This window comes from Corynebacterium sp. HMSC056E09 (assembly GCF_001813425.1).
Taxonomy (GTDB): Bacteria; Actinomycetota; Actinomycetes; order Mycobacteriales; family Mycobacteriaceae; genus Corynebacterium; species Corynebacterium hesseae.
In genome coordinates, this window is the sequence record NZ_KV812511.1 from 1 (window position 1) to 22,117 (window position 22,117).

The 22,117-nt window shown below is 61.7% G+C and carries 22 protein-coding genes; 14 read left to right on the top strand and 8 right to left on the bottom strand.

Going from position 1 to position 22,117, the window contains the following annotated elements:
- Positions 1–258 precede the first annotated feature (258 nt).
- The 3 genes from HMPREF2912_RS08305 to HMPREF2912_RS08315 all read right to left on the bottom strand — a co-directional run bounded on the left by HMPREF2912_RS08305 (position 259) and on the right by HMPREF2912_RS08315 (position 4,003).
- The gene (locus HMPREF2912_RS08305; protein WP_070530499.1) at positions 259–1,449 is read right to left on the bottom strand and encodes an MFS transporter; all 1,191 of its coding nucleotides are present in this window, start codon (positions 1,447–1,449) and stop codon (positions 259–261) included.
- Positions 1,450–1,550: 101 nt separating this feature from the next.
- Positions 1,551–2,834 (bottom strand): D-arabinono-1,4-lactone oxidase, encoded by a 1,284-nt coding sequence (locus tag HMPREF2912_RS08310; RefSeq protein ID WP_070597605.1) that lies wholly within the window; start codon positions 2,832–2,834, stop codon positions 1,551–1,553.
- Positions 2,831–4,003 (bottom strand): alanine racemase, encoded by a 1,173-nt coding sequence (locus tag HMPREF2912_RS08315; protein ID WP_070597604.1) that lies wholly within the window; start codon positions 4,001–4,003, stop codon positions 2,831–2,833. The genes HMPREF2912_RS08310 and HMPREF2912_RS08315 overlap by 4 nt, the downstream gene beginning before the upstream one ends.
- Positions 4,004–4,093: 90 nt before the next feature.
- Between HMPREF2912_RS08315 and HMPREF2912_RS08320 the strand changes: the two genes are divergently transcribed.
- A complete protein-coding gene (locus HMPREF2912_RS08320; RefSeq protein ID WP_070597602.1) occupies positions 4,094–5,641 on the top strand; it encodes a succinic semialdehyde dehydrogenase in 1,548 nt (515 codons plus the stop codon).
- Between the two features lie 11 nt (positions 5,642–5,652).
- Positions 5,653–6,615 (top strand): winged helix DNA-binding domain-containing protein, encoded by a 963-nt coding sequence (locus tag HMPREF2912_RS08325; RefSeq protein WP_070597600.1) that lies wholly within the window; start codon positions 5,653–5,655, stop codon positions 6,613–6,615.
- Here the strand turns inward: HMPREF2912_RS08325 and HMPREF2912_RS08330 are convergent.
- Positions 6,601–7,509, bottom strand: coding sequence for a cation diffusion facilitator family transporter (locus tag HMPREF2912_RS08330; protein ID WP_070597598.1), 909 nt, complete (start codon positions 7,507–7,509; stop codon positions 6,601–6,603). The two genes, HMPREF2912_RS08325 and HMPREF2912_RS08330, sit on opposite strands and share 15 nt — an antisense overlap.
- 144 nt (positions 7,510–7,653) lie before the next feature.
- Here HMPREF2912_RS08330 and HMPREF2912_RS08335 point away from each other — a divergent pair, with 144 nt between their 5' ends.
- From HMPREF2912_RS08335 to HMPREF2912_RS08360, 6 genes are read left to right on the top strand one after another with little or no spacing between them, the layout of a single operon-like run.
- Entirely contained in the window at positions 7,654–8,307 is a 654-nt protein-coding gene (locus tag HMPREF2912_RS08335) for an HAD family hydrolase (RefSeq protein WP_070683823.1), read from the top strand.
- A 32-nt stretch (positions 8,308–8,339) separates the two neighbouring features.
- Complete coding sequence (locus tag HMPREF2912_RS08340; RefSeq protein ID WP_070597595.1) at positions 8,340–9,326, top strand: phosphate/phosphite/phosphonate ABC transporter substrate-binding protein; 987 nt, start codon at positions 8,340–8,342, stop codon at positions 9,324–9,326.
- 31 nt (positions 9,327–9,357) lie between these two features.
- Positions 9,358–10,158: a phosphonate ABC transporter ATP-binding protein gene (gene phnC / locus HMPREF2912_RS08345; RefSeq protein ID WP_070597593.1), complete on the top strand. Its 801-nt coding sequence runs from the start codon at positions 9,358–9,360 to the stop codon at positions 10,156–10,158.
- Positions 10,155–10,949: a phosphonate ABC transporter, permease protein PhnE gene (gene phnE / locus HMPREF2912_RS08350; RefSeq protein WP_046649249.1), complete on the top strand. Its 795-nt coding sequence runs from the start codon at positions 10,155–10,157 to the stop codon at positions 10,947–10,949. The genes phnC and phnE (HMPREF2912_RS08350) overlap by 4 nt, the downstream gene beginning before the upstream one ends.
- Positions 10,946–11,746, top strand: coding sequence for a phosphonate ABC transporter, permease protein PhnE (phnE, locus tag HMPREF2912_RS08355; RefSeq protein WP_070530510.1), 801 nt, complete (start codon positions 10,946–10,948; stop codon positions 11,744–11,746). The genes phnE (HMPREF2912_RS08350) and phnE (HMPREF2912_RS08355) overlap by 4 nt, the downstream gene beginning before the upstream one ends.
- 11 nt (positions 11,747–11,757) lie before the next feature.
- Positions 11,758–12,600, top strand: a complete 843-nt coding sequence (locus tag HMPREF2912_RS08360) for a MurR/RpiR family transcriptional regulator (RefSeq protein ID WP_070530512.1) — start codon at positions 11,758–11,760, stop codon at positions 12,598–12,600.
- Here the strand turns inward: HMPREF2912_RS08360 and HMPREF2912_RS08365 are convergent.
- Positions 12,597–13,787 (bottom strand): amidohydrolase, encoded by a 1,191-nt coding sequence (locus tag HMPREF2912_RS08365; protein ID WP_070530515.1) that lies wholly within the window; start codon positions 13,785–13,787, stop codon positions 12,597–12,599. The two genes, HMPREF2912_RS08360 and HMPREF2912_RS08365, sit on opposite strands and share 4 nt — an antisense overlap.
- A gap of 31 nt (positions 13,788–13,818) precedes the next feature.
- Positions 13,819–14,904, bottom strand: a complete 1,086-nt coding sequence (gene ychF, locus HMPREF2912_RS08370; RefSeq protein WP_070597590.1) for a redox-regulated ATPase YchF — start codon at positions 14,902–14,904, stop codon at positions 13,819–13,821.
- A gap of 47 nt (positions 14,905–14,951) precedes the next feature.
- Between ychF and HMPREF2912_RS08375 the strand changes: the two genes are divergently transcribed.
- Genes HMPREF2912_RS08375 through HMPREF2912_RS08385 form a run of 3 tightly spaced genes read left to right on the top strand, consistent with a single transcriptional unit; the run spans position 14,952 to position 18,325 of the window.
- The gene (locus HMPREF2912_RS08375) at positions 14,952–16,439 is read left to right on the top strand and encodes an AI-2E family transporter (protein WP_070597588.1); all 1,488 of its coding nucleotides are present in this window, start codon (positions 14,952–14,954) and stop codon (positions 16,437–16,439) included.
- A 36-nt stretch (positions 16,440–16,475) separates the two neighbouring features.
- Complete coding sequence (locus tag HMPREF2912_RS08380) at positions 16,476–17,546, top strand: DNA recombination protein RmuC (RefSeq protein WP_070597615.1); 1,071 nt, start codon at positions 16,476–16,478, stop codon at positions 17,544–17,546.
- 35 nt (positions 17,547–17,581) lie between these two features.
- Entirely contained in the window at positions 17,582–18,325 is a 744-nt protein-coding gene (locus tag HMPREF2912_RS08385) for a DUF6542 domain-containing protein (RefSeq protein WP_246816501.1), read from the top strand.
- Here the strand turns inward: HMPREF2912_RS08385 and HMPREF2912_RS08390 are convergent.
- Positions 18,322–19,281 (bottom strand): 4-hydroxy-3-methylbut-2-enyl diphosphate reductase, encoded by a 960-nt coding sequence (locus tag HMPREF2912_RS08390; RefSeq protein ID WP_180952102.1) that lies wholly within the window; start codon positions 19,279–19,281, stop codon positions 18,322–18,324. The genes HMPREF2912_RS08385 and HMPREF2912_RS08390 overlap by 4 nt on opposite strands.
- A gap of 142 nt (positions 19,282–19,423) precedes the next feature.
- Between HMPREF2912_RS08390 and xseA the strand changes: the two genes are divergently transcribed.
- The 3 genes from xseA to HMPREF2912_RS08405 are packed head-to-tail and all read left to right on the top strand — an operon-like array spanning position 19,424 to position 21,346.
- Positions 19,424–20,665, top strand: a complete 1,242-nt coding sequence (gene xseA / locus HMPREF2912_RS08395) for an exodeoxyribonuclease VII large subunit (RefSeq protein WP_070597584.1) — start codon at positions 19,424–19,426, stop codon at positions 20,663–20,665.
- A 39-nt stretch (positions 20,666–20,704) separates the two neighbouring features.
- Entirely contained in the window at positions 20,705–20,992 is a 288-nt protein-coding gene (locus HMPREF2912_RS08400; RefSeq protein ID WP_070597582.1) for an exodeoxyribonuclease VII small subunit, read from the top strand.
- Positions 20,993–21,346: a hypothetical protein gene (locus HMPREF2912_RS08405; protein ID WP_070597580.1), complete on the top strand. Its 354-nt coding sequence runs from the start codon at positions 20,993–20,995 to the stop codon at positions 21,344–21,346.
- Between the two features lie 4 nt (positions 21,347–21,350).
- On the opposite strand, the gene HMPREF2912_RS08410 is transcribed toward HMPREF2912_RS08405, so the two are convergent.
- Positions 21,351–21,941 carry a DUF4245 domain-containing protein gene (locus HMPREF2912_RS08410; protein WP_070530527.1) on the bottom strand — a complete coding sequence of 197 codons (591 nt, stop codon included), beginning with the start codon at positions 21,939–21,941 and terminating at the stop codon, positions 21,351–21,353.
- Between the last annotated feature and the right edge of the window lie 176 nt (positions 21,942–22,117).

The window sequence follows — 22,117 nt, forward strand, 5'->3', positions numbered from 1 at the left end:
CCCGAGAAACATGAGTTAGAAGAAATGTTCTAACTCATGTTTCTACCAACCCTCACCGCACATGGCTATAGCCAGTAGTAAATTCACGTCAAGTCGTTACTACAAACGGGGGTAGCCACCACGGGTTAGCTAGGCCGTTCGATCCTTAATCAGTAGCGGTGACTGGCACAAAACGAATAATGCCCCACGCGCGTTGTTGGTAGCACGTGGGGCATGGGGATCTACTGGGCGTCGGAAAGCGCGACGCCAGTGAGTAATTTATTCGTACCGCACATCACCGCGCGCGATGTCCTTGCGCCCGTGAACGAAGAAGTAGACCACCGAGGCCACCAGCATCAAGGCAGCCAACATCCAGTACATGACGGAGTAACCCGCCGCGGAGATGATCTGCCCCAGCAGAATCGGACCAAAGCCAATACCTAGGTCTAGCAGCAAGAAGAAGGTCGAGATCCCCGCACCCATTTCGTGCATCGGCACCAGGCGCACGGCGATAGCCTGGCCCGCCGGAAGAATTGAGCCGTAACCAAAGCCCACCAAGGCACCCGCAGCAATGATCTGCCAATCAGCTGCAGCCAGAGCAAGGACTACCAAGCCAGCAATAAAGAAGACGAGCGAGGAATAGATGATGATGTTGTCACCGCGACGATCTTGCAGCTTGCCCAGCACAAAGCGCAGAATGAGGCTCACCACCGCATAGGCCAGGAAGAAGTAGCTAGCGCCCTTCTCCAAGCCTGCATGGGAGGAGTAGCCGTTAAGAAACGTAATGATGCCCGTGTACGCGACGCCAACCAAAAGGATAAAGACGCCAAAAGGCGCCACCGCTGGGTGCACGATATTTCCCAAGGAAAAGGAGACGCTTCGACGCTCCTGCGCCGGTGCCTTGACGACGAGTCCCAACCCCAAGGCCACTACCGTAAGCGTCAGCGCCACCATAAACACGGTGTTATAGCCAGCTTGGTGGACAATCGCCAAACCAGCCGCTGGACCAAAGGCAGTGGCTAGGGTCGTCCCCAAGGCGAAGTAGCCGGTCCCCTCGGCACGACGGTGGTCCGGAATCACCGATTGCGCCACTGCCATCACAGCAGTCGAGGCCACCGCATAACCGAAGCCGTGCAAAATACGGACGGCAAAAAGCATCGGCAACGAGTGCGCTGGCATGTACAGCGCCATGGCTACAGCCACCACAATAAGCGAGGCCACCAACGAGCGTTTTCGCCCAGCCGCGTCAACGATGTAACCGGAGAAGAGACGAGCAATTGTCGCCCCCACCACAAAGGCACTGGACGCAAACCCGCCCGCCGTATCCGAAGCCTGAAACTGCTCCACGGCATAGAGCGCCATGATGGTCACAAGCAGATAGAAGACCGTGAACTGGGCGAAATTTACCAACCACGCAAACACGAATGTCGGCGTAATGAGGGACTGGGATTCAGAGGACGTTTGAGACACCTTCTTCGATAGCGTTATGGAATTAAGACTTCCACACGCTACCAAAGATCAGAGATACTTTCGAATCCAATCCCCGGGTTGCACTGCGCTTGACGACGCCCCTACCCGAACAGTTTCCGCAGGTAGGATGAACCAAACTTCCACTCCGGATCCATCTTTTCACGCAGCTCGCAGAACTCATCAAATCTTGTATAAAGTTGAGCAAAGTCCTTTCGGGACAAGGAATTCATCTTACCCCAGTGCGGACGGCCACCGGCCGCGCGGAAAATGGGTTCCAGCTTCGGCATGTAGTCCTGCGGATTCAACGCACGCGGAATGTGGAATGCAATGTACATCGACTCACGGCCCGATGCCGTCGAGAGAGCAACGTCATCCGCGGCCGTCGTGCGCAGCTCCATCGGAAATCCGATGCGCCAATCCTGCTCGTCGATGAAGCGACGGATTTCGCGGACGGTGGCGGGGCCGTCGGCAAGCGGCACCGCGTACTCCATCTCGTGGAAGCGCACCCGGCGCGGGCTGACAAACACGTCATGGGCGGCGGCGCGGTAACGGTTATTGGAAATCACCGAGGTGGCGAACTTATTAAGGGTCGGAATCGTTCCCGGAATCAGGCGCCCCAACGCCAAGGCGGCGGCAAAGGCGCCGTTGCCAATGAGCTCGTCGTCGATAAGTGCTTTGAGCCGTGAGCGGCGCTCCCCATTCGGTTCGAGGCGCGTGTTGGCCTTGACCATCGCGCGGTCGGTATGCGGGAACCAATAGGACTCGAAGTGGTCGACGCTGCGGGAGAGCTCCTCCCAGTTGTCCATCAACTCATCGAAGGCAATGCCGGACTCCTCTGCCAGCAGGTCGAAGGCATCCACACACTGCATTTCGACTTCGACGACCACGCCGAGCGCGCCCACGCTGACCACCACGAGGCGAAGTAGTTCTGGATCCTCGTCGATGGAATAGGTGCGGACGTTGCCGTCGGCGTCGATAAGCGTCAGCCCCGTGACCGTGCCTGCAAAGCCCGTGTAATTGATGCCGGTGCCGTGGGTCGAGGTCGAAATCGCACCCGCTAGCGACTGCGGGTCCACATCTCCCTGATTGGCCAGGGCAAGCCCGAATGGGCGCAGCAGTTTAGGCACGTCCCGCAGGCGGGTGCCCGCGAGGAAACGAACGCGCTTGCGCTGCTTATCGACGCTCACCAGCCCACTCACGTGGTCGAGGTTGAGCATCGTCTCCTCCCCCGCCGCGATAGGCGTGAAAGAGTGGCCGGCACCCACCGCACGCACGCTGCGGGCGCGGCTAATGATTCCGGGGATCTCGTCTATGCGGGAGGGCTGTACAAACTCCTGCGGTTTCGTGGTGACCGATCCTGCCCAATTGCTAAATGTGGTTGTCATCGGAGTGTCCATCCTTGTCCTCTATAGGTGTCCCATACATCAACGCCGTCGTGCCCGACGGCGAGGAGGCGGTCGACGTTTTCTGTCATTTCGCCGGCTTTGGCGTGGCGGAACCACACCAGGTCCTCGACTTCTAAGTCAGCCCCGCGCAGCGGGGTCTGCACCTCACCGGCGCCCTCCGTGCTGGAGTAGCTCAGCCCTGCTGGCCACACCGGAACCGGAACGCGATCCTTCGCGGGAGGGCCCGAGGCGATCCAGCCGCCGGAGTTGACCGTGGCCCAGCCCGGCGCGGGCACACGGGATACTTGGCAGACGAAGAACGCGGCCGCCTTGTGGTTAATGCCAGTGAAATCATCGAAGATCGCTGGCGTATAGAAACCAGAGCCTGCGGCCAGCTCGGTCAAGGTTCCCTCGGCCGCGGATTCTTGGAGGCTGCCCGTGCCACCGCCGTTGACGAATTCGATGTCCGCTACCTCCCGCGCGGCCGCCACGCAGGCTCGGCGCCGCGGGGCGAGGTCCGCCATGGACTTTGAACGCAACCAACGCTTGACCGCTCCCACCGGCCCCGGCAGGCCATCCGCTACGGACGCCACCTGCCCTTCATAAGCCATGAGCCCCACAAGCCTGTGCCCGCGCCGAACGACTTCACGCGCCAGCGCTGAGACCTGTTCCGGAGTGCGCACGGGCGAGCGCCGCGGGCCGATGACCGCGCCCGGCAAGTGGAGCGTGCAGTCAATATCGATGGCCACGCGTACAGAACCCTCGAGCAGGCTCAACAGCTCCACGCTATCCACCATGACGGTGATGGACTCGCGCGCCGTGTCATCTGCGGCGAGCTCACGCAGGGCCTTCCGATTAACACTCGGGTAGGCCACCACGATGTCGCGGAAACCCTCCCCGACCAGATGCAGCGCCTCCGGAACGGAATACGCGAGGATGCCTCGGTAGCCCTCATGCTCGAGGGCACGGCGTAGTGCCGCCACGCTGCGTATTGACTTCGAGGCCACGCGGATGGGCAGTCCCCCGGAGCGGGTCGGCATCTGTACAGCGTTGTAGTCGAATGCATCGAGGTCGATAACGCCGACGGGCGCTGGGCTTTCACCAGACCTGACGAGCGGCTCAACGGCCGAACGCACCTGGGCCTGTGGAGTGGTCGCGAGGATTGGCATAGCGTCATCCTAACCACAACTAGTTTAGTTTGTGAGACAAATCTCGAAAAACTCATAGCGGCGTCCCATATTTTTGGGACAATAGACCGCATGAAAACCTTCACTCAGACACGCCTGCCCCAGCGAGTGCACAATTTCTTGGATACGGACCCCGCCCGCGATGTCTGCGGCACGGGTGAGCAGCACCAGGCCCACGCGCCGTTTAGCGGTGACGAGCTCTTTAGCTTCCCCGTCGCCACCGCCGGGGACGTCGAGAAGGCAGTCACCTATGCGCGCGCCGGCGTTGGCCAAGGCGACCGCGCCGCCATCCTGCTGCGCCTGCACGACCTCGTCCACGAGAACGAGGAGCTCATCCTCGACCTCATCCAGACCGAGAATGGCAAATCCCGCTCCCATGCTTATGACGAGCTGATGGATTTGTATAACTGCGCGCGCTTCTATGCCGTCAACATCTGCAAAGCTTTCGGAAACGACCGCCACCCCGGCGCGCTTCCCGTACTGACCAAGACACGCACGCAGCATTACCCGCTGGGCGTGGTGGGGCTCATCTCCCCGTGGAACTACCCACTGTCCCTGGGTGTGGGCGATGTTCTGGCAGCGCTCTCCGCCGGCAATGCCGTGGTGCACAAGCCGGACTCCCAGACCACGTTGACGGCAATTCTGCTTCGGCGCCTCGCCATTGAGGCGGGCCTTCCGGAGGCCGCCTGGCAGCTGGTTCCCGGCCGGGGTGCCGAGGTGGGTGACGCCCTGGTTCCGCTGGTGGATGGCCTCTCCTTTACCGGTTCCACCCAGGCTGGCAAGTCGATTGCCACCCGGGCCGCGGGGCGCCTCATCCCCACCATGTTGGAGTTGGGCGGCAAGAACCCGATGCTCGTGCTTGACGACGCCCCCCTTAAACCCACCGCCCAAGGTGCGGTACGCACCGCCTTCTCCTCCTCCGGGCAGCTGTGCATGTCCGCCGAGCGCGCCTATGTCCACGAGAGCGTCTTTGAGGAGTTCCTCGCAGAACTCAAGAACGCTCTGGACCAGCAAGTGCTCGGGGCGGCATTCTCCGATGCTGCCACCATCGGCTCACTGACCTCGCAGCGCCAGCTCGATGCCGTGGTCGCCCACGTCGAGGACGCCGTTTCCAAGGGCGCCACCGTGGTTTATGGCGGAAAGGCTCGGCCGGATCTTGGGCCCTTCTTCTATGAGCCCACCGTGCTCACCGGCGTGACCCCAGAGATGGATCTCTATGCCACCGAGACTTTCGGCCCAGTGTTGGCGGTATACCCGGTGAGCTCCGATGCCGAAGCCATCCAGCGCGCCAATGACACCACCTACGGTCTTTCTGCCTCAGTGTGGTCCGGAAACTCCCGCCGCGCGTGGAAGGTTGCCTCCCAGCTAGAGGCCGGCATGGTCAACATCAACGAAGGCTTCGCCGCCGCCTACGGTTCTATCGCCGCGCCAGGTGGAGGCGTCAAGGAATCTGGCCTGAACCACCGCCACGGCATTACCGGCATGCGCCTGTGGGCCAACGAGCGCACCGTGGCCGAGCAGCGCCTGCACCCACTTGCGCCGTCGGAGTACGTCTCACCGGAGCGCTTCCGCCAGCTGGTATCGACGGGCATGCAGCTGATGAAGACCTTCCGGCTCTAATGTAGACAGCCATGAAGGAACTTAACCGCGACGAACTTCTAGCACGCCGGCTCATTGCTCAAGGTCTCGCCCCATCGGCCGCGAGATCACAGCTCGCCTCGGCGCTGGACGTCGCTGAGCATCTCCTCGCTCTGCAGGGTCAGACCTACGATGCCGGCATCACAGCACTTGCCCTTCGCGCCGGCTGCACTGATCAAGAGGTGCTCGGTGAAGTTGGACACTATCGCGTGGTGCGCTGTTGGCCACAGCGCGGCACGCTGCACTTCATGCCGGCCGCCGACGTCCGCTGGATGTCCCGCTTGCTCTATCCGCGCGTGGCCTCCAGCCAGAAATCTCGGCGACCGAGCTTGGGGCTCAGCGAAGACATGGTGGCAGCAGCTTCGGAAGCACTACATGGCGCAGCCACCGAGCCTCTCACTCGCACGGAAGTCTACGAGATTTTCGCTGAGGCTGGAGTGAACCCCACAGAAGGCAGGGGCTCCCACCTACTCCGCGCATTCGGCGGTGCCGGTGACTTGGTACAGGGCCCAAAAGCTGGCAACCAAGAGACCTTCCTCCATGTCGACGCGCTGCCTAGCGTCCAGCGCAAGCCAGAGAAGCCACTCTCAGAGCTAGCCCAGCGCTATGTCGAAGGCCACGGCCCCGTATCCGTAGCCGACCTCCAAACATGGTCCAAGCTCAGCAAATCCCAGGCTGCCAAGGCTCTTGCGAGCACGGAGGCCACGACCGTTAGCCATGACGGGCAGACACTGTGGATGGCGGGCTGGCAGGAGGATGTCACCGCGAGCGAAATCGACGGTGCCTTAAAAATCCGGCTCGAACTCCCCGCCTTCGACGAATACCTGCTGGGCTATGCCAACAAGGATTGGATCGTGCCCGATGAGATCCGAGCAAACGTCCTCACTCGAAATGGCCTCAGTTGGCCGTGGGTCATGGAAGGCGGGCGCGGTGTAGCCAGCTTACGGCATCCGTAGGATGCGGCGATGAACCGTTCCTTCGGGCTCGACGTGAATGAAGACCTCGGCGCCGGGAAAAAGCTCATCGATGGCGTCTTCGATGCGGTCGGCGATTGTGTGCGAGTGCAGCACCGTCCACTCGCCGGGAACATCCATGGTGAGGTAAACAAGGCGCTGGCGCCCTGCCGCGACCGTGCGGCGTGAGGTGAAGGAAACATCGTGACGGCCCTCCAGCTCATTGAGCAAAGCATCCAACTTGGCGTGTTCCTCTTTGGGCAGGGACTCCGACAACAGGGAGCTCAAGGATTCCTTGAGCAGCTTATACCCAGTCCACAAGATGTTAATGCCCACTGCCAGCGCAATGACGGGATCCAACCACAGCCAGCCAGTCAGTGCGACCGCACCAATGCCGAGGAGGACGCCGACGGACGTCCAGACGTCGGTAAGCAAGTGCTTTCCGTCCGCCTGCAAGGTAGCTGAGCGGTGTTGCTTGCCTGCGCGCACGAGCAGGAGGCCCACGCCCAAGTTCAGCAAGGAGGCGATGAGTGACAGTAAGAGGCCGAGCCCAGGTTGCTCCAGCGGCTGCGGAGCCAGAAATCGGCGGATGGCCGTGTAGATGATCATCGCGGCGGCCACGAAAATCATCGCGCCCTCTACCAACGCGGAAACATACTCGGCCTTGCCGTGGCCGAACTGGTGGTTTGCATCTGCCGGCTTCGCCGCAATTTTGATAGCCACAAACCCCACGACGGCGGCTACGAGGTTCACGCCGGATTCGAGGGCGTCGGAAAGAAAGCCCACCGATCCCGTCGCCGCAGCAGCGACGACTTTGAGCGCGATCGTGGCCACTGCGGTGGCGATGGAGAGCTTCATGAAGCGTTCGAGCAGCAGTTGCTCGGTTGGAAGAGACATGTGCGTCTTTCTATATGTCCCTCGCTGAGGAAAATTTCTATTTACCGTGAGTCAGGGTACCAAAGGCAAGTGTGTACGTACTGTTCACGCATTGTTTACCGCGTGTGGTCGTAAAGTACATAAACCGTCGTTAGTTTGTACTTCATGTCCAAAGACATATCTCCCCCAGTTCTCCTCTTCGATTTCGATGGCACCGTTAGCCTGGGCCACGGGCCCGTGCTGGCCTATGCTCGCCACATCGGGGAGGCAACCGGAAACCACTCCATCCCCCACACCGCCGAGCATATGCTCTCAACGAACGACGCCTCCCTAGTGCACTATCGCGACGGCTACGACCTCGTCCGCAGCCTCGCCACGGATTGCGATGCCCCGGAGGACTCCTGCCAACAGGCCTACATGGCCTCCCGACTAAACCTTGCGGACACCGGAATCACAGCGCCCGAAGGCCTCGCCGAGTTTCTAGGCTCGTATCCCGGCCGCGTGGTTCTCGCCACCAACTCCCCCGAAACTGGCCTCGCAGAGGCGCTTAAGGTTTTGGGGCTGAGCAACTCCTTCGACGCCATCTACACGAGGGTGGGCAAGCCCGACGGCTTGACTCGAATCCTCGAATCTGATTTCCCCGATAGCCCCATCATCGCTTTCGGCGATATCTGGGATTTCGATCTCGCTCCCGTGGCTGCCCGTGGCGGGCGCACCGTTCTATTGGAAACACCGTTCGCCACCCCCGCAGACGCCAACCCCACGTGGCGCGCTCAGCGCGTCACCGACATCTTTTCTGAACTATCTTCCGCCTTCTAGCACTCCACCCCTCGACACAGAAAGACATTCTCATGCGCCGTTTCTCCGCCCTCGCTGCCTCCGCCCTTGCACTGTCGCTCTCCTTGACCGCCTGCTCCTCTGACTCCTCCTCAACCGATGGCTCGAACTCCCCCGACAAGCTCACCCTCGCACTCATCCCGAACGAGAAGGTCAACGATCTCGTCACCACCGCAAAGCCGCTGACTGACTACCTCTCTGAGGAGCTCGGCATCGAGGTCGAGGGGGTCGTGACCAAGGACTACCAGGCCGCCGTCGAGGCCATCGGCTCCGGCCAAGCAGATATCGCCATCGCCTCCGCCGCGCAGCTGGCCTCCGCCGAAGACATGTACGGCGCTCACGCCGTGCTGCAGGACGAGCGCTTCGGCGCGGATTCCTACGCCGGCCAGTTCGTCACCAACAACCCCGACAAGTACTGCGAGGACGAGCCGGTGGCCTCCACCTATGCTGCCAGCGGTGCCGACTACCTGTACTGCAACGGCACCGCCACCCCGGAGGAGAACAAGGGCCAGGGTCCGAAGGGCCTCGAGGCGCTCAAGAAGATCGATGGGGAGACCACCGTCGCCATGCTGGGTGCTACCTCCCCCGCCGGATACCAGCTGCCGGTCATGGCCATGGAATCCCAGGGCATCGACGTCGACAGCCTCAAGAAGGTGCCAGTGACCTCCAACGATGCCTCCATCATGGCGGTCTACAACGGCGATGCCGAGGTGGGCTTCAGCTTCTGGGATGCGCGCTCCACCATCGACGCATCGGAGGCCCCAGATCTGGCCGAGAAGCTCGTGGTCTTCGGCTACACCGACATGTACCCCAACGGTGGCGTCGTGATTTCTGATGAGGTGCCGGAGGATCTGCGCGGCCAGATCACCGACCTCATGGACGGCTTCTCCGAGGTTGACCCGGACACCATGTCCGCCATCTTCGACATCACCGACTGGGTTCCCGCCAAGCAGGAATCCATCGATATGGCGCGCAAGGTCAACGAGCGCTTCGCCCAGTAGCCTGACGCCCCTACTCAGAAAGGCTTCACCCATGATGGAGGAGAAAGCGTGGGGAATCCGCTTCGAGAATGTCTCGGTGCGCTACCCCAACGGAACGCTGGCGCTTGACGATGTCTCCGTGGACATCGCTCCCGGCGAATTCGTCGCCATCGTCGGCCTGTCCGGCTCTGGCAAATCCACGTTCATCCGCAGCATCAACGGCCTCGTGCAACCGACATCCGGCAAGATTTTCGTCGGCGACCACGAGATTTCTGCGGCGAAGGGAGCGCAGCTGCGGAAGCTGCGCGGCCGCATCGGCATGATCTTCCAGGAGTTCAACCTGGCGGACCGCGCGAGCGTCTTCTCCAATGTCCTCGTCGGGCGCTTTTCTCACAATCCCAGCTGGCGCACCCTGTTGGGAATCTCTACCGCCGAGGACAAAGCAATCATCGCCGAAGCCCTCGACTCCGTAGGGATCCTCGACAAGGCGTGGAATAAGGCCGGCGCCTTGTCGGGCGGCCAGAAGCAGCGCGTGGCCATCGCCCGCGCCCTGTCCCAGAAGCCGGCGATCATGCTGGCCGATGAACCCGTCGCCTCCCTAGACCCGCCCACTGCCCACTCCGTGATGAAGGATCTACGCCGCATCAATACCGAGCGGGACCTGACCACCCTGGTGAACTTGCACCTGGTGGATCTGGCGCAAGACTACGCCTCGCGCATCATCGGCATTCGCCACGGCAAGATAGTTTTCGATGGGCCCGCCGCGGGCTCCACCGTGGAGGATTTCGAAGCCATCTACGGCCGCCGCATCCGCGAGGAAGACCAGCTGGGAAGTCAGGAGAGCCGGGCATGACGGCGGTACTTCCCCCACGGCAGCGCAACTGGCCCGGCATCCTTGGCGGGCTGGCTGCTTTTCTCGCGCTCACCATCGCCACCTGCGTCCCCGCCTGGGGCGGAATCGAGATCGACTTTGGGCAGATCGCTCGCAACTGGCGCAACGGCGCCGACCGCTTGGCCCTGATGTTCAGCCCCGACTGGTCCATCCTCCCGCGCACGTGGGAGCCGATGCTTGAAACCCTCGCCATGGCCGTCGTCGGTGCCGCCATCTCCGCGGTCATCGCTCTGCCCCTATCCCTGTGGGCGGCGCGGCCCACCAACCCATCGACACCGTGGCGCTCGCTAGTGCGCGGCATCGTCAACGTTGTCCGCGCGGTGCCCGACTTGGTCTACGCCACCATCCTCGTGGCCATGCTCGGCGTCGGTGCCCTGCCCGGCATCATCACGCTGGTGCTCTTCGACGTCGGCATCGTGGTCAAGCTCGTCTCCGAAGCCATCGACTCCGCAGATGATTCTTATATGGAGGCCGGCCGCGCCGCCGGCGGCACGCAAACCCAGATCAACCGGGTTACTGCCCTGCCGCAGACCTGGCCGGTCTTTGCCAGCCAGGTGATCTACTCCCTCGAGCTCAACGTCCGCATCTCCGCGGTCCTCGGCCTCGTGGGCGCTGGTGGCATTGGCCTGCTGATCGACGAAGTCCGCGGCTTCTACCGCTATGACGCACTCTCCGCCATCGTGCTCGAGCTGCTCGTCGTGGTCATCGCCCTGGAGATCGTGTCCGTCAACCTGCGAAAGAGGCTGCGATGAGCACTGCACATGTACTTCCCTCCCGCTCCCGCAGCTGGGGAGTCTTCGCTGCGTGGGCCGGAATCCTTATGATCTTGGCGCTGTCCTTTGGCTACATTCGCGTTGATCTGACGGCTCTTAAAGATTTGCCCTCGAACATCTGGCACTACCTCGTGCTCATGTTCTCCAACCCGGACTGGTCCAAGCTGGGTGAGGCCCTCCTGCAGACCTGGCGCTCCGTGGCGATGGCCTGGATCGGTGCGCTGCTCGGCGTGTTCCTCTCCACCATCCTCGGTGTCCTAGCTGCCAATACGGTCTCCCCGGGGTGGGTATGCCTACCACTGCGCGCGCTGTTTGCCATCATCCGCGCGGTACCGGAGATCATCATCGCCATCATTATCCTCACCGTCACCGGGTTAACCCCGTTTACGGGCGCGCTAGCTCTGGCCATCGGCGGCATCGGCACGCACGCGAAGTGGACCTATGAGGCCATTGAAACCGCACCGACTGGCCCGGCCGACGCGGTCAAGGCAGCCGGCGGCAGCCTGGCAGAAATGGTGCGCTGGGGAACCTGGCCCATTGTCCAACCGGAGCTGGCTTCGCTCGCGCTCTACCGTTTTGAGATCAACGTGCGTACCTCCGCGGTCCTCGGCCTCATCGGCGTGGGAGGCATCGGTGACATGCTCACCGGCTATACGCAGTACCGCCAGTGGGACGTCGTCGGCGTCCTGCTCATCGTGGTCATCGTCATCACCATGTCCATCGACGCCATCTCCGGCGCTATCCGCCGCCGCATCGTGGCCGCCAAATTCACCTGATAGATACCCCTATGACTGATTCCGCCCCACTCTCCGCGCACATCACCACGCGCATGCCGAGCCTGCAGCCCATCGAACAACGCGTGGCCCAGGCAATCCTCGAAGACATGGACTTCGTCCTGCACGCCACTGCGGACCAGCTGGCGGCCAAGGTAGGCACGTCCCGTACCTCCGTCATCCGCACCGCGAAAGCGCTGGGCTACGACGGGTACCAGCAGTTGCGTGTGGCGCTCACGCAGGAGATTGCGCAGCGCCCCACCCCGCCGGCGGGTGCCGATTCCACCCACGTCGGCCGCATGAGTACCGAGATTGCCTCCTTCAGCAACTACCTGCATGGGCTTACTTCCCTGCTCAACGAGGATGAGCTAGCCGCGACAGTAGAGGCAGTAGCGCAGGCCAAGCGTGTTCTCCTCGTGGGCAATGGCCTCTCTGCTCCCTTGGCGCAGACCATGGCGCTGCGCCTCACAAGCATCGGGCGCCCAGCCGAGTTCGTGGCGGAGGCCATGGGCCAGCACATCGCGGCGACGCAACTAGACGCAGAGTGCGTGTGCCTCGTCGTTTCCGGTTCAGGGTCGACCACGCTCACGCTCAAAGCCGCGACCGCAGCCTTCGAGGCGGGCGCGAAGCTCATCGCGCTGACCTCGTTTACCTCCTCGCCCTTGGCGGAGCTCGCCTCCTACACGCTGGTCATCCCCTCCCCGGATGGGACATTTCGTGCAGAGCTGCAGGATGCCTCGCGCGTTGCTTTTCTGCTGGTGCTTGAAGCACTCGTGACGCTGGTGGATTCCCACCTCGATGATTCCGCGGCACGGCGCACGGTGCTCTCCGTGCTCCAATCGGCGATGGAAGATTAATTTCCCAGGTAGGCGTAGGCCGCGGCGATGAGCGCCTGCGTCGCGGTGCTGAGCGTCGGCTGCAACTCCGGAGCAAAACGCGGGTTGTGGTTAGGAATGGACGCGCCATCAGTACGCCCGCCAAAACCCCAGAAGCAATACGGAGTACCAAAGGCATCGGGGATCCTCGAGAAATCCTCCGATGCGGTCCACGGTTCCATGTCGAGGACGTTGTCGCTTCCGAGGACGTCGACAAGCTGCGCGCGCACCTTGTTCGTGACTTCCTCATCGTTGACAGTGAGCGGGTAATTATCGCTTTCGGTGATCTCCGGCTCACGTGGGGATATCGCTGCCTGGCACTCGGCGTTGACGATCCGGTGGATGGCCTCAACGATTTGCTCTCGAATCTCCTCGCTATAGGCGCGGACATTGATGCGCAGGGTGGCCGAATCCGGGATGATATTGGCCTTCGACCCCGCTTGCAGCGCGCCGACGGTCAGTACGGCGAACTGGTGAGGATCGACTTCGCGGGACACGACGGTCTGCAGCCGCAACACTATGGAGCTGGCCAAGACGACTGGATCGACGCTGAGGTGTGGCATCGAACCATGGGAACCGTGGCCATAAACGGTGACCGTGAGTGAGGTCGCTGTCGACAAGACCGGGCCGGGCGCAATCAGTACGGTGCCGGCCGGGGCGTTTTTATCAATAAAGATGTGCTGGCCAAAGGCCACGTCAGGCGTGGGGACTTTGCCGGTAAGTCCCGCGTCCACCATGGATTGTGCACCCTCCGCGGTTTCCTCGCCCGGTTGAAAGAGCGCGATGAAAGTACCGGACCACGCGTCAGTGGCCTTCGCCATCGCTTCCGTGGCACCAAGCAAGGCGGTCACGTGGGTGTCGTGGCCACAGGCGTGCATAACCTCGCCCGTGGCCGAGTAGTCCAAGCCAGTGTCTTCAGTGACGGGCAGGCCGTCGAAGTCAGCGCGTTCTAAAACGGTCGAACCCTCACCGTTGCGGAGGATGCCGACGACTCCCCCGCCGAGTTCAAGCACTTCAACCCCTGGAAACTCCCGGAGCTTGCCCGCGATGACGCCGCGGGTGCGCTCCTCCTCCATGCTGAGCTCAGGATGCTGGTGAAGGTCCTTGTACAGGGCTTCTTGCCACTGCGTGGCATGTGCTGCTCGGTCTAGGATGTGGGCGATACTCATGCCCACAGCCTACGCGCTATGAGCGCACGAGCTAGCCGCCGATCTTGAAATCGCAGACGTCGCCATCCTGCATGATGTATTCCTTACCCTCCTGGCGCACCTTGCCGGCGTTACGGGCTTCCGCCATGGAGCCAGCAGCATCAAGGTCGTCGAAGGAGACGATTTCTGCCTTGATGAACTTCTTCTCGAAGTCGGTGTGAATGACACCCGCGGCCTGCGGTGCCGCGGACCCCTGCCTGATGGTCCATGCGCGGGCTTCCTTCGGGCCAGCGGTCAGGTAGGTCTGCAGGCCGAGGGTGGCGAAGCCGGCCTTGGCCAACGTCGCCAAGCCTGGCTCTTCCTGGCCGACAGACTCCAGCAATTCCAGAGCCTCTGCCTCGTCGAGCTCAAGGAGCTCGGTTTCAGTCTGGGCATCGAGGAAGACGCACTCCGCCGGGGCTACGAGCTGGCGCAGCTCCTCCTTCTTGGCCTCATCGGTGAGGACAGCCTCGTCCGAGTTGAAGACATAGAGGAAGGGCTTCGCGGTCATGAGGTGCAGCTCGCGCAGGAGAGACAGGTCGATCTCGTTGCTCTTGGAAGCAGCGAAGAGGGTGCGGTCATCCTCCAAGATGGCCTGGGTCTTCTTGGTCTCTTCAACGGTTTCTGCCAGATCCTTGTTCTTGCGCGCTTCCTTTTCCAAGCGCGGCAGGGCCTTCTCGATGGTCTGGAGGTCCGCGAGGATGAGCTCGGTGTTGATGACCGAAATATCGTGTGCCGGGTTGACCTCGCCGTCGACGTGGATGACGTTCTCATCAGCGAAGGCACGCACTACCTGGCAAATGGCATCAGCTTCACGAATATTGGCGAGGAAGGCGTTACCCATGCCTTCACCCTTGGAAGCGCCTTCCACAATCCCGGCGATATCCACGAAGGACACGGTGGCCGGAAGGATACGTTCGGAGCTGAAGATTTCCGCGAGGCGGTTCAGGCGGGAATCGGGAAGCTCCACTAGTCCGACATTGGGCTCGATGGTGGCAAACGGGTAATTCGCCGCCAAGATGTCGGAACGGGTCAGGGCATTAAACAAAGTGGACTTGCCCACATTGGGCAGGCCGACGATTCCAAGTGTAAGACTCACGGGGCCAATCCTAACGCACCCCGGATCTTTTAAGGCAAGATGGTGGGGTGAGTTCTGATCAGCCATCCCCCAACGCCTCTTCCTCTGAGTTCGCCGCCGCTGAGGCAGCGCTCGGCGGGCGTTTCGATGACTCCGTCGATGCTGCTTCACTGAACGCAGTCTCGCCGCACCCGCCAGGCAACCAAGTGGATCGCTCCGTGGTGGTCGGCGAGGTCATCAAGTCCGCATCGCTGTGGGCACTGCGCCTGACCATTATTGGGCTATTCCTCTATGCCTCGTTCCGCATGCTGGGCAACTTCTGGCGTGGCATTTTGCCGGTTCTCATTGCGCTCATCATCTGCACCGTGCTTGCCCCTGTTGCGAGCGCCATGCGGCGCAAGGGGTTGCCGTCGGCCCTGGCTGCGGCAGTGACCATCCTCGTGTCTTTTACTGCGGTGGGCTCGCTTTTCATGTTCATTGCTCCGGACTTTGCACGGCAATCCCAAACGCTGTACCTGCAAACTGCGGAAGGCATTCAGCGCCTGCAGCTATGGGCACAGGGTCCACCGCTCAACCTCGATCCGGATGAGATCGGCCAATACATCGATGAGATCGCCCTGTGGCTGCAGCGCCAGGCCGGCTCAATTGCGGGTTCCGTGTTCACAGGAATTGGCACGGCGACCTCCATCGTGGTCACGCTCTTCATCATCGTGGTGCTGACCTTCTTCTTCCTTAAAGATGGCCACAACTTCCTCCCCTGGTTGCGCCAGGCCACGGGCCGCCGGACCGGCTGGCACCTCACCGAGTTGCTCACCCGTGTGTGGACCACGCTAGGCGGTTTCGTCCGGGCGCAGGCGGTGGTCTCGCTTGTCGACGCCATCTTTATCGGCCTCGGCCTCGCCCTCATCGGGGTGCCTTTGGCCATGGCGCTGGCCATCATCACCTTCATCGCCGGCTTTATCCCCTTCGTGGGCGCGATTGTGGCTGGTGCGCTATCCGTGACCATCGCGCTGGTCTCCTTGGGCTTTACCAAAGCACTGCTCGTTCTTGGCTTGGTCCTTTTAGTTCAGCAGCTTGAGGGCAACGTGCTCTCCCCGTGGCTGCAATCGAAGGCCATGAACCTGCACCCGGTCATCGTGTTGATCTCTGTGACTGTAGGTTCCGCGCTCTTCGGCCTCGTCGGCGGCTTCCTCGCCGTTCCGGCGGCGGCGACCATCGCGGTGGTCTACCGCTACTTCCAAGACATGATGATGCTCCAGTCCGGCGAAAGGACCGCCGAAGACTTGGAATTCTCAACGGTCGCCGGCTTCCTCATCGGGCGCTACACACAGCAGCAGGGCGACCGGAAGCGCGAACAATGGCTGTCCATCCCGGACCACGCCGCACCCGAAGGCGCTGCGGAAGATGTAGCCCACGACGGCACAAGCCCGTTGGACCAAAAGATCGATGTCGACGTTGACGCAGACTTCAGCGAACGAGATAGCGGTGCCCGCGCGGGAATCAAGCGAGCGATTGGCGCTCTCGAACAGATTTTGCAATCAAAAGACAAGAGCTAAGCCTCCATGTCCGGGGCGCGTGCCATGATGACAGGCATGACGTCTTCCCTTCCCGTAGTGCTCTTGTTCCTCGGCCTCATCATCGGGGCTGCTCTGGGCTGGCTGGCCCGCGCCTATTCCGCACAGTCCGCCCAGCCATCAGAGGAACACCGTGCACTTCAAGAGTCTCAACGCCGCCAAGCAGAACTCGCCCCTCTAGAGAAGGCCATGGACCGTTTGGGCCTCCAGCTCCAAGAAATCGAGGAGGATCGGGCGACATCGCTCGCAGCACTCAGCAGCCAAGTACAAGCGGTGACCCGCACGTCGACACGCCTGTCTGATCGCGCGGACAAGCTGGTCGGCGCACTGCGTTCCCCGAATGTTCGGGGACGCTGGGGCGAGGTGCAGCTCGAGCGCGTCGTCGAGCTCGGCGGTATGCGCAAGCACGTGGATTTTGATTCTCAGGTGAACGCCCGCATCAATGGCTCGCTCGTCCGCCCCGATCTGGTCATTCACTTGGCCGGCGGGCGCAGCATTATCGTGGACGCCAAGGTACCGCTCAGCGCCTACCTCGATGCGATGGAGACCGAAGACCCGGAGGAGCGGGCTGGATTCCTACGCCGCCATGCGCACCTCATGCGTTCCCACGTGCAGGCACTGGCGTCGAAGGACTATATCGAGGCCTTCTCCCCCACGCCACAATTTGTGATCCTCTTTGTCCCCGCTGACACCTTCGTGGACGCGGCCTTGTCTATCGACGCTGAATTGCTCGAGTTCGCCTTCGAGCGCAACATCGTCATCGCTACCCCGAGCACCCTTTTCGCGCTCTTGCGTACCGTTGCGGTGAGCTGGCAGCACGAAGAGATCTCGGATAAAGCCCGCGAGGTCCAGCGTCTGGGCCGCGAGCTGTACACCCGGCTCAACACTCTTAATGAGCACTACGACAAAGTGGGCCGCGGGCTGGAGCGCACGGTCGAGGCCTATAACGCAAGCCTGGCTAGTTTGGATTCGCGCGTTTCGGTCACTGCACGGCGGCTCAAAGAATTGGACGTCCCCGCCCGCGTCGACCGTCTGCCCGTGGAGCCGCGCCGTGTCGGTTCTTGGCCGCGGCGCGCCCAGAATGAATAACGGTTTGGCCAACATTCCCGGTAAGCTCTCTGGGCGTGTCAGTTGCCAAAAATCGTCGCCGCCCTCCCCGCCGCGGGATGCCGCTTACCCGAGCGCTTCTCCTCGGGCTCGTCGTAGCGCTCGTGGCTTTGACGGTCTCAGGAGTGCTTGGCAGCGTGGGTCTGCCGTTCGCCCTGATTTTTGGACTGGGATCGCTCGCCGTCACCTGGCTGGTTGAAACCCGCGGGCTCTACATGCTGGTAATTTCATTGCCCCTGCTCTACGCGCTGGGAACCGTGGGCGGTGGCTTCATCAGTTCCACGTCAGCCTTGCCAGAAGGCGCGTCGCCGTTTTCTAAGACCGCGCTTCTCACCACGGCATTCCCGCTGCTGCAGCACTTCCCCGTACTCATTGTCACAGTTATTGCCTGCGCACTACTCGCAGTCCTGCGACTGTGGCGCAGCGACAATCGAGCGAAGAGCCGTGAGGCTGAAGCCCAGGAAAAGCGCCGCACCGACGCAGCTTCCGACCTTCGAAACCGCTCCGAGCGTCTTTCCGTAGCCGAGCTCCTTGCTCGTGAAGCCACAGGCTCCGGCCGAGTCCGGGAGCGCGACCGCGAAGAACGCCGCCGTATTCAGGCCGAGGAGCGCGAACAGCGCAAACAAGCCTCCCCCGACGCAGATGAGCGGGAGGAATTCCGCCGTGCCGCCGCTGAATCGGCAGAGAATGCGCGGCGCGCACGGGAGCGCTCCCAGCGGTCCTCCCAGCCGCTGGAAGAGAATCTCTACGACGAGGATTAACGCGCGGTGCGTGCCGGACGCAGATCGCGCGGCAAGGAGAATGTGATGGTCTCCGTGGAGGTCGTCACCTGCTCAACGTCGTGGTAGCCACGCTCGTCCAGGAATTCCAGTACCTCACGGACCAGCAGTTCAGGCACGGATGCGCCACACGTCACACCGACGGTGTTCACGCCCTCCAGCCAAGCTTCTTCGATCTCCGAAGCGAAGTCTACGAGGTGCGAGGCCTTAGAGCCTGCTTCTAGGGCGACCTCGACGAGACGCTTTGAGTTGGAGGAATTCTGGGACCCGACGACGATCATGAGATCACACTTCGGGGCAATGGCCTTCACCGATTCCTGACGGTTCTGAGTAGCGTAGCAGATATCATCTGATGGCGGATTCTCCAGGTGTGGAAAGCGCTCACGCAGCTTATTGACGATCTGAATGGTTTCATCAACCGACAACGTGGTTTGCGACAACCAGATGAGTTTCTCATCGTGGAGGAAATCCGGCAGCTTGTCGACGCCGTCCAAGCCATCCACCAAGTGGGTAACCTCTGGGGCCTCACCGGCGGTGCCTTCGACCTCTTCGTGGCCCTCGTGGCCGACGAGCAAGATGTGATAGCCATCGCGCTCAAAGCGCTGTGCTTCCTTGTGCACCTTGGTCACCAGCGGGCACGTTGCGTCCAGCGTTAACTGCTTGCGTTCCTCCGCTTCCTTGCGCACCGTCGGCGCAATGCCGTGTGCAGAAAATACAAGGTGAGCGCCTTCAGGGGCTTCGGAAGCCTCCTCCACAAAGATGACACCACGCTTAGCCAGGGATTCAACAACGAAGCGGTTGTGCACGATTTGCTTGCGCACGTAGATAGGGGCGCCGTATTTCTCCAACGCCTTTTCCACTGTCTCAACAGCACGGTCCACGCCGGCGCAATAGCCGCGGGGAGCCGCCAGGAGCACCTTCTTTGCAGTTTCAGTCATGGCTCCCAGAGTATCGAAAGTCGCGCGCATACTGTAGTTACAGCTTGCCAGGCTCGACCGGTAGCACCAGATGTCCGGCACGCCTCTTACACTGGACGGAACATACCCGAGAGACTAGACCACTCAAGAGAAAGGACTGCGCGTGAACCAACCGGCCAATTCCGCGGAAACGCCGTGGCCCGTCGGCAAGGTCAATGACCAAGTCAAAGGCTGGATCGAGCGCCTCGGCTTCCTCTGGGTGGAGGGGCAGATCACCCAGCTGAACATGAAGCCAACATGGAAGCTCTCCTACATCACGTTGCGTGATGTCGAACAGGAAAAATCTGTTCAGCTGACATGCAACACCTCGCTCATCCGCAACGCCCCCTCACCGCTCAAGGATGGCGACCGCGTCGTGGTCTACGGCAAGCCCGCCTTCTACGCCGGACGCGGAAGTTTTTCCCTGTGGGTCACGGAGATCCGTCACGTCGGTATTGGTGACCTTCTTGCTCGGGTAGAGATGCTGCGCCAGCGGCTGCGTCAGGAGGGTCTGTGCGACGCTTCCCGTAAGCTGCCGCTTCCCTATCTACCGAAGAAGATTGGCCTCATTACCGGCCGCGGGTCCCATGCCGAGCGCGATGTGCTCTCCGTGGCGCAGGATCGTTGGCCAGCGGTTCAGTTCGAAGTCATTAACACTGCTGTCCAGGGAGCCACTGCCGTTACCCAGGTGATTGACGCGCTCCGGACTCTCGACGCGAACCCGGAAGTCGATGTCATCATCATCGCCCGCGGCGGTGGTTCGGTGGAAGATCTGCTTCCCTTCTCCGAGGAGGCGCTCCAGCGCGCTGTGGCAGACGCCCGCACCCCGGTTGTCTCCGCCATCGGACACGAACCGGACCACCCGGTGCTGGATGATATCGCCGATCTGCGCGCCGCCACGCCCACCGATGCGGCCAAGCGCGTTGTTCCTTCCGCCGCCGAAGAGTATGCGCTGATCTCTGAAGCCCGCTCGCGCATAGCGGCAGCGCTGCGCGGCTGGGTGGACAGGGAACGCCGCGGCCTCGAGAGCATCCGCTCCCGCCCGGTCCTCGCCGATCCCATGGTGCCAATCAACGCGCGCCGCGAGGAGCTTGAGCGCAACCTCGCGCTGATTCGCCGGGTAGTTACGCACCAGTTGGATCGCGAAGGTAACCAGGTAGCCTCGTTGCGTGCTCGCGTCTCAGCCTTGGGCCCCTCGGCCACACTTGAACGGGGCTACGCCATCGTTCAGGTGCTGCCTCGCGACGGTAGCGGACCAGAGGTTGTCACGAGCTATGCGCAGTCTCCCCCGGGATCGCAGCTGCGCATCCGCGTTGGCGATGGTTCAATTACCGCCGCCGCAATGGCCTCCCAGGCCGCAGATTAAAACGATTCATTAGAGCACAAGAGAAAAGGAATTGACCCCATGACTGACACAATTGGTGCCGGCCAACCCGGCCAGGACGCGTTCCCACCGGTAGAAGAACTGAGCTATGAACAAGCCCGCGATGAACTCATTGAGACCGTAAAGATCCTCGAACTGGGCCAGATGGGCTTGGACGAGTCTCTTAAATACTGGGAGCGCGGCGAGGCCCTAGCAAAAGCTTGCGAGGCGCACCTCGACGGCGCATCGAAGCGCGTAGAGGAAGCCCTCCGCAAGAATACCGAGGGCGCCGATAGCGCAACCGCCAATGCAGAAGCAGGAGAGGATTAAATGAAGATTTACGGCTACCCGGGGGATCGCGTCGATTTCGTCTCCAAGTCGGGCGGAGCGGGATCCATGGTCTTTGGAGATTCACGCCAGCTCGTCGAGGAGTTTTTCGGCCCGCCGCACACCGTGAGCGGAGAGGAAATCAGCTATTTCTCCGGCTCCATCGTCCTGCGTTTTAGCGCTGATAAGCTCATCGAAATTACCCTCTTCCCCGGCAAGTCCCAACACGAAAAGGTCGATGTCTACCTGGGCAAGACGCGCCTGAGTGGGCTCGACCCGGAGTCTCTCACCAGTGCCGCCGGCGATGCCGTCGAGGTGGAGTGGGATGAAACGCTTCAAAGCGTGACGTTCCGCTAACTATTTACTCGCTGACGACGCTGCCATCCTCAGCAATTTGGAGCGGCTCAGCTTCCGCGAAGGCGGTGAGGGCCGTCTCATAATCAGCGTCGGAGGCAGAGCCCGTAAGAACGAGGCGGGCATCACCCAAGTCAGTAATCCACAGTGGACGCACATCTTTATCGTCACTGCTCAGGATTTCCACGTCGTGGCCCGCCACCTCACGCCGCTCGGAGTTGCCACGATAGTTGGAGTCGTAGGCCGAGGGGACATCGCCAAGCGCCAACTGCGTCTGCGCCGATTCCACGTAGCCCTCCTCGGCGGTAAGCCAGCTCACCACGGCACCGGATTCGCCGCCCATCTCCTTGCGCCGTGCAGCCGTAGGCTGCCAGCCCTCCGGCATGACGGGCTCCCTGATGACGGCCCCGCTGCCGCGCGCCTCCATTTCCAGAAACGTAGCGGCATCCACGTTCTGCACGGGCCCCGGCTTTTCCGGGTTGATCGAGCACAGTCCCGTTGCGCCAACCGCCAGGAACATCATGATGAGGATGACGCCCACCGTCAGGGTGATATCGCGCGCGTCCTCAAAAATCTTTGGTTTATCTTCAGATGCCACCCGCCCAGTATGTCACGCCGCCTCCCGCACTCGCGACAGCGACCTCCCACCTGCCCTTTTGGCGGTCAACGCGGTTGAGACCCTCTTCTGGGGGAGGCATTCGGGCTTGGATACGAGGGAAAAGTGGAAGAATGGAATATGTATTCCGGGTTGTCCCCCACCCCGGGCCGAGCCAC

Coding starts and splice junctions, on each gene's coding strand:
- HMPREF2912_RS08310 (WP_070597605.1), bottom strand. CDS start 2,834: ATGACAACCACATTTAGCAATTGGGCAGGATCGGTCACCACGAAACCG.
- HMPREF2912_RS08315 (WP_070597604.1), bottom strand. CDS start 4,003: ATGCCAATCCTCGCGACCACTCCACAGGCCCAGGTGCGTTCGGCCGTT.
- HMPREF2912_RS08320 (WP_070597602.1), top strand. CDS start 4,094: ATGAAAACCTTCACTCAGACACGCCTGCCCCAGCGAGTGCACAATTTC.
- HMPREF2912_RS08325 (WP_070597600.1), top strand. CDS start 5,653: ATGAAGGAACTTAACCGCGACGAACTTCTAGCACGCCGGCTCATTGCT.
- HMPREF2912_RS08330 (WP_070597598.1), bottom strand. CDS start 7,509: ATGTCTCTTCCAACCGAGCAACTGCTGCTCGAACGCTTCATGAAGCTC.
- HMPREF2912_RS08335 (WP_070683823.1), top strand. CDS start 7,654: ATGTCCAAAGACATATCTCCCCCAGTTCTCCTCTTCGATTTCGATGGC.
- HMPREF2912_RS08340 (WP_070597595.1), top strand. CDS start 8,340: ATGCGCCGTTTCTCCGCCCTCGCTGCCTCCGCCCTTGCACTGTCGCTC.
- phnC (WP_070597593.1), top strand. CDS start 9,358: ATGATGGAGGAGAAAGCGTGGGGAATCCGCTTCGAGAATGTCTCGGTG.
- phnE (WP_046649249.1), top strand. CDS start 10,155: ATGACGGCGGTACTTCCCCCACGGCAGCGCAACTGGCCCGGCATCCTT.
- phnE (WP_070530510.1), top strand. CDS start 10,946: ATGAGCACTGCACATGTACTTCCCTCCCGCTCCCGCAGCTGGGGAGTC.
- HMPREF2912_RS08360 (WP_070530512.1), top strand. CDS start 11,758: ATGACTGATTCCGCCCCACTCTCCGCGCACATCACCACGCGCATGCCG.
- HMPREF2912_RS08365 (WP_070530515.1), bottom strand. CDS start 13,787: ATGAGTATCGCCCACATCCTAGACCGAGCAGCACATGCCACGCAGTGG.
- HMPREF2912_RS08380 (WP_070597615.1), top strand. CDS start 16,476: ATGACGTCTTCCCTTCCCGTAGTGCTCTTGTTCCTCGGCCTCATCATC.
- HMPREF2912_RS08390 (WP_180952102.1), bottom strand. CDS start 19,281: ATGACTGAAACTGCAAAGAAGGTGCTCCTGGCGGCTCCCCGCGGCTAT.
- HMPREF2912_RS08400 (WP_070597582.1), top strand. CDS start 20,705: ATGACTGACACAATTGGTGCCGGCCAACCCGGCCAGGACGCGTTCCCA.
- HMPREF2912_RS08405 (WP_070597580.1), top strand. CDS start 20,993: ATGAAGATTTACGGCTACCCGGGGGATCGCGTCGATTTCGTCTCCAAG.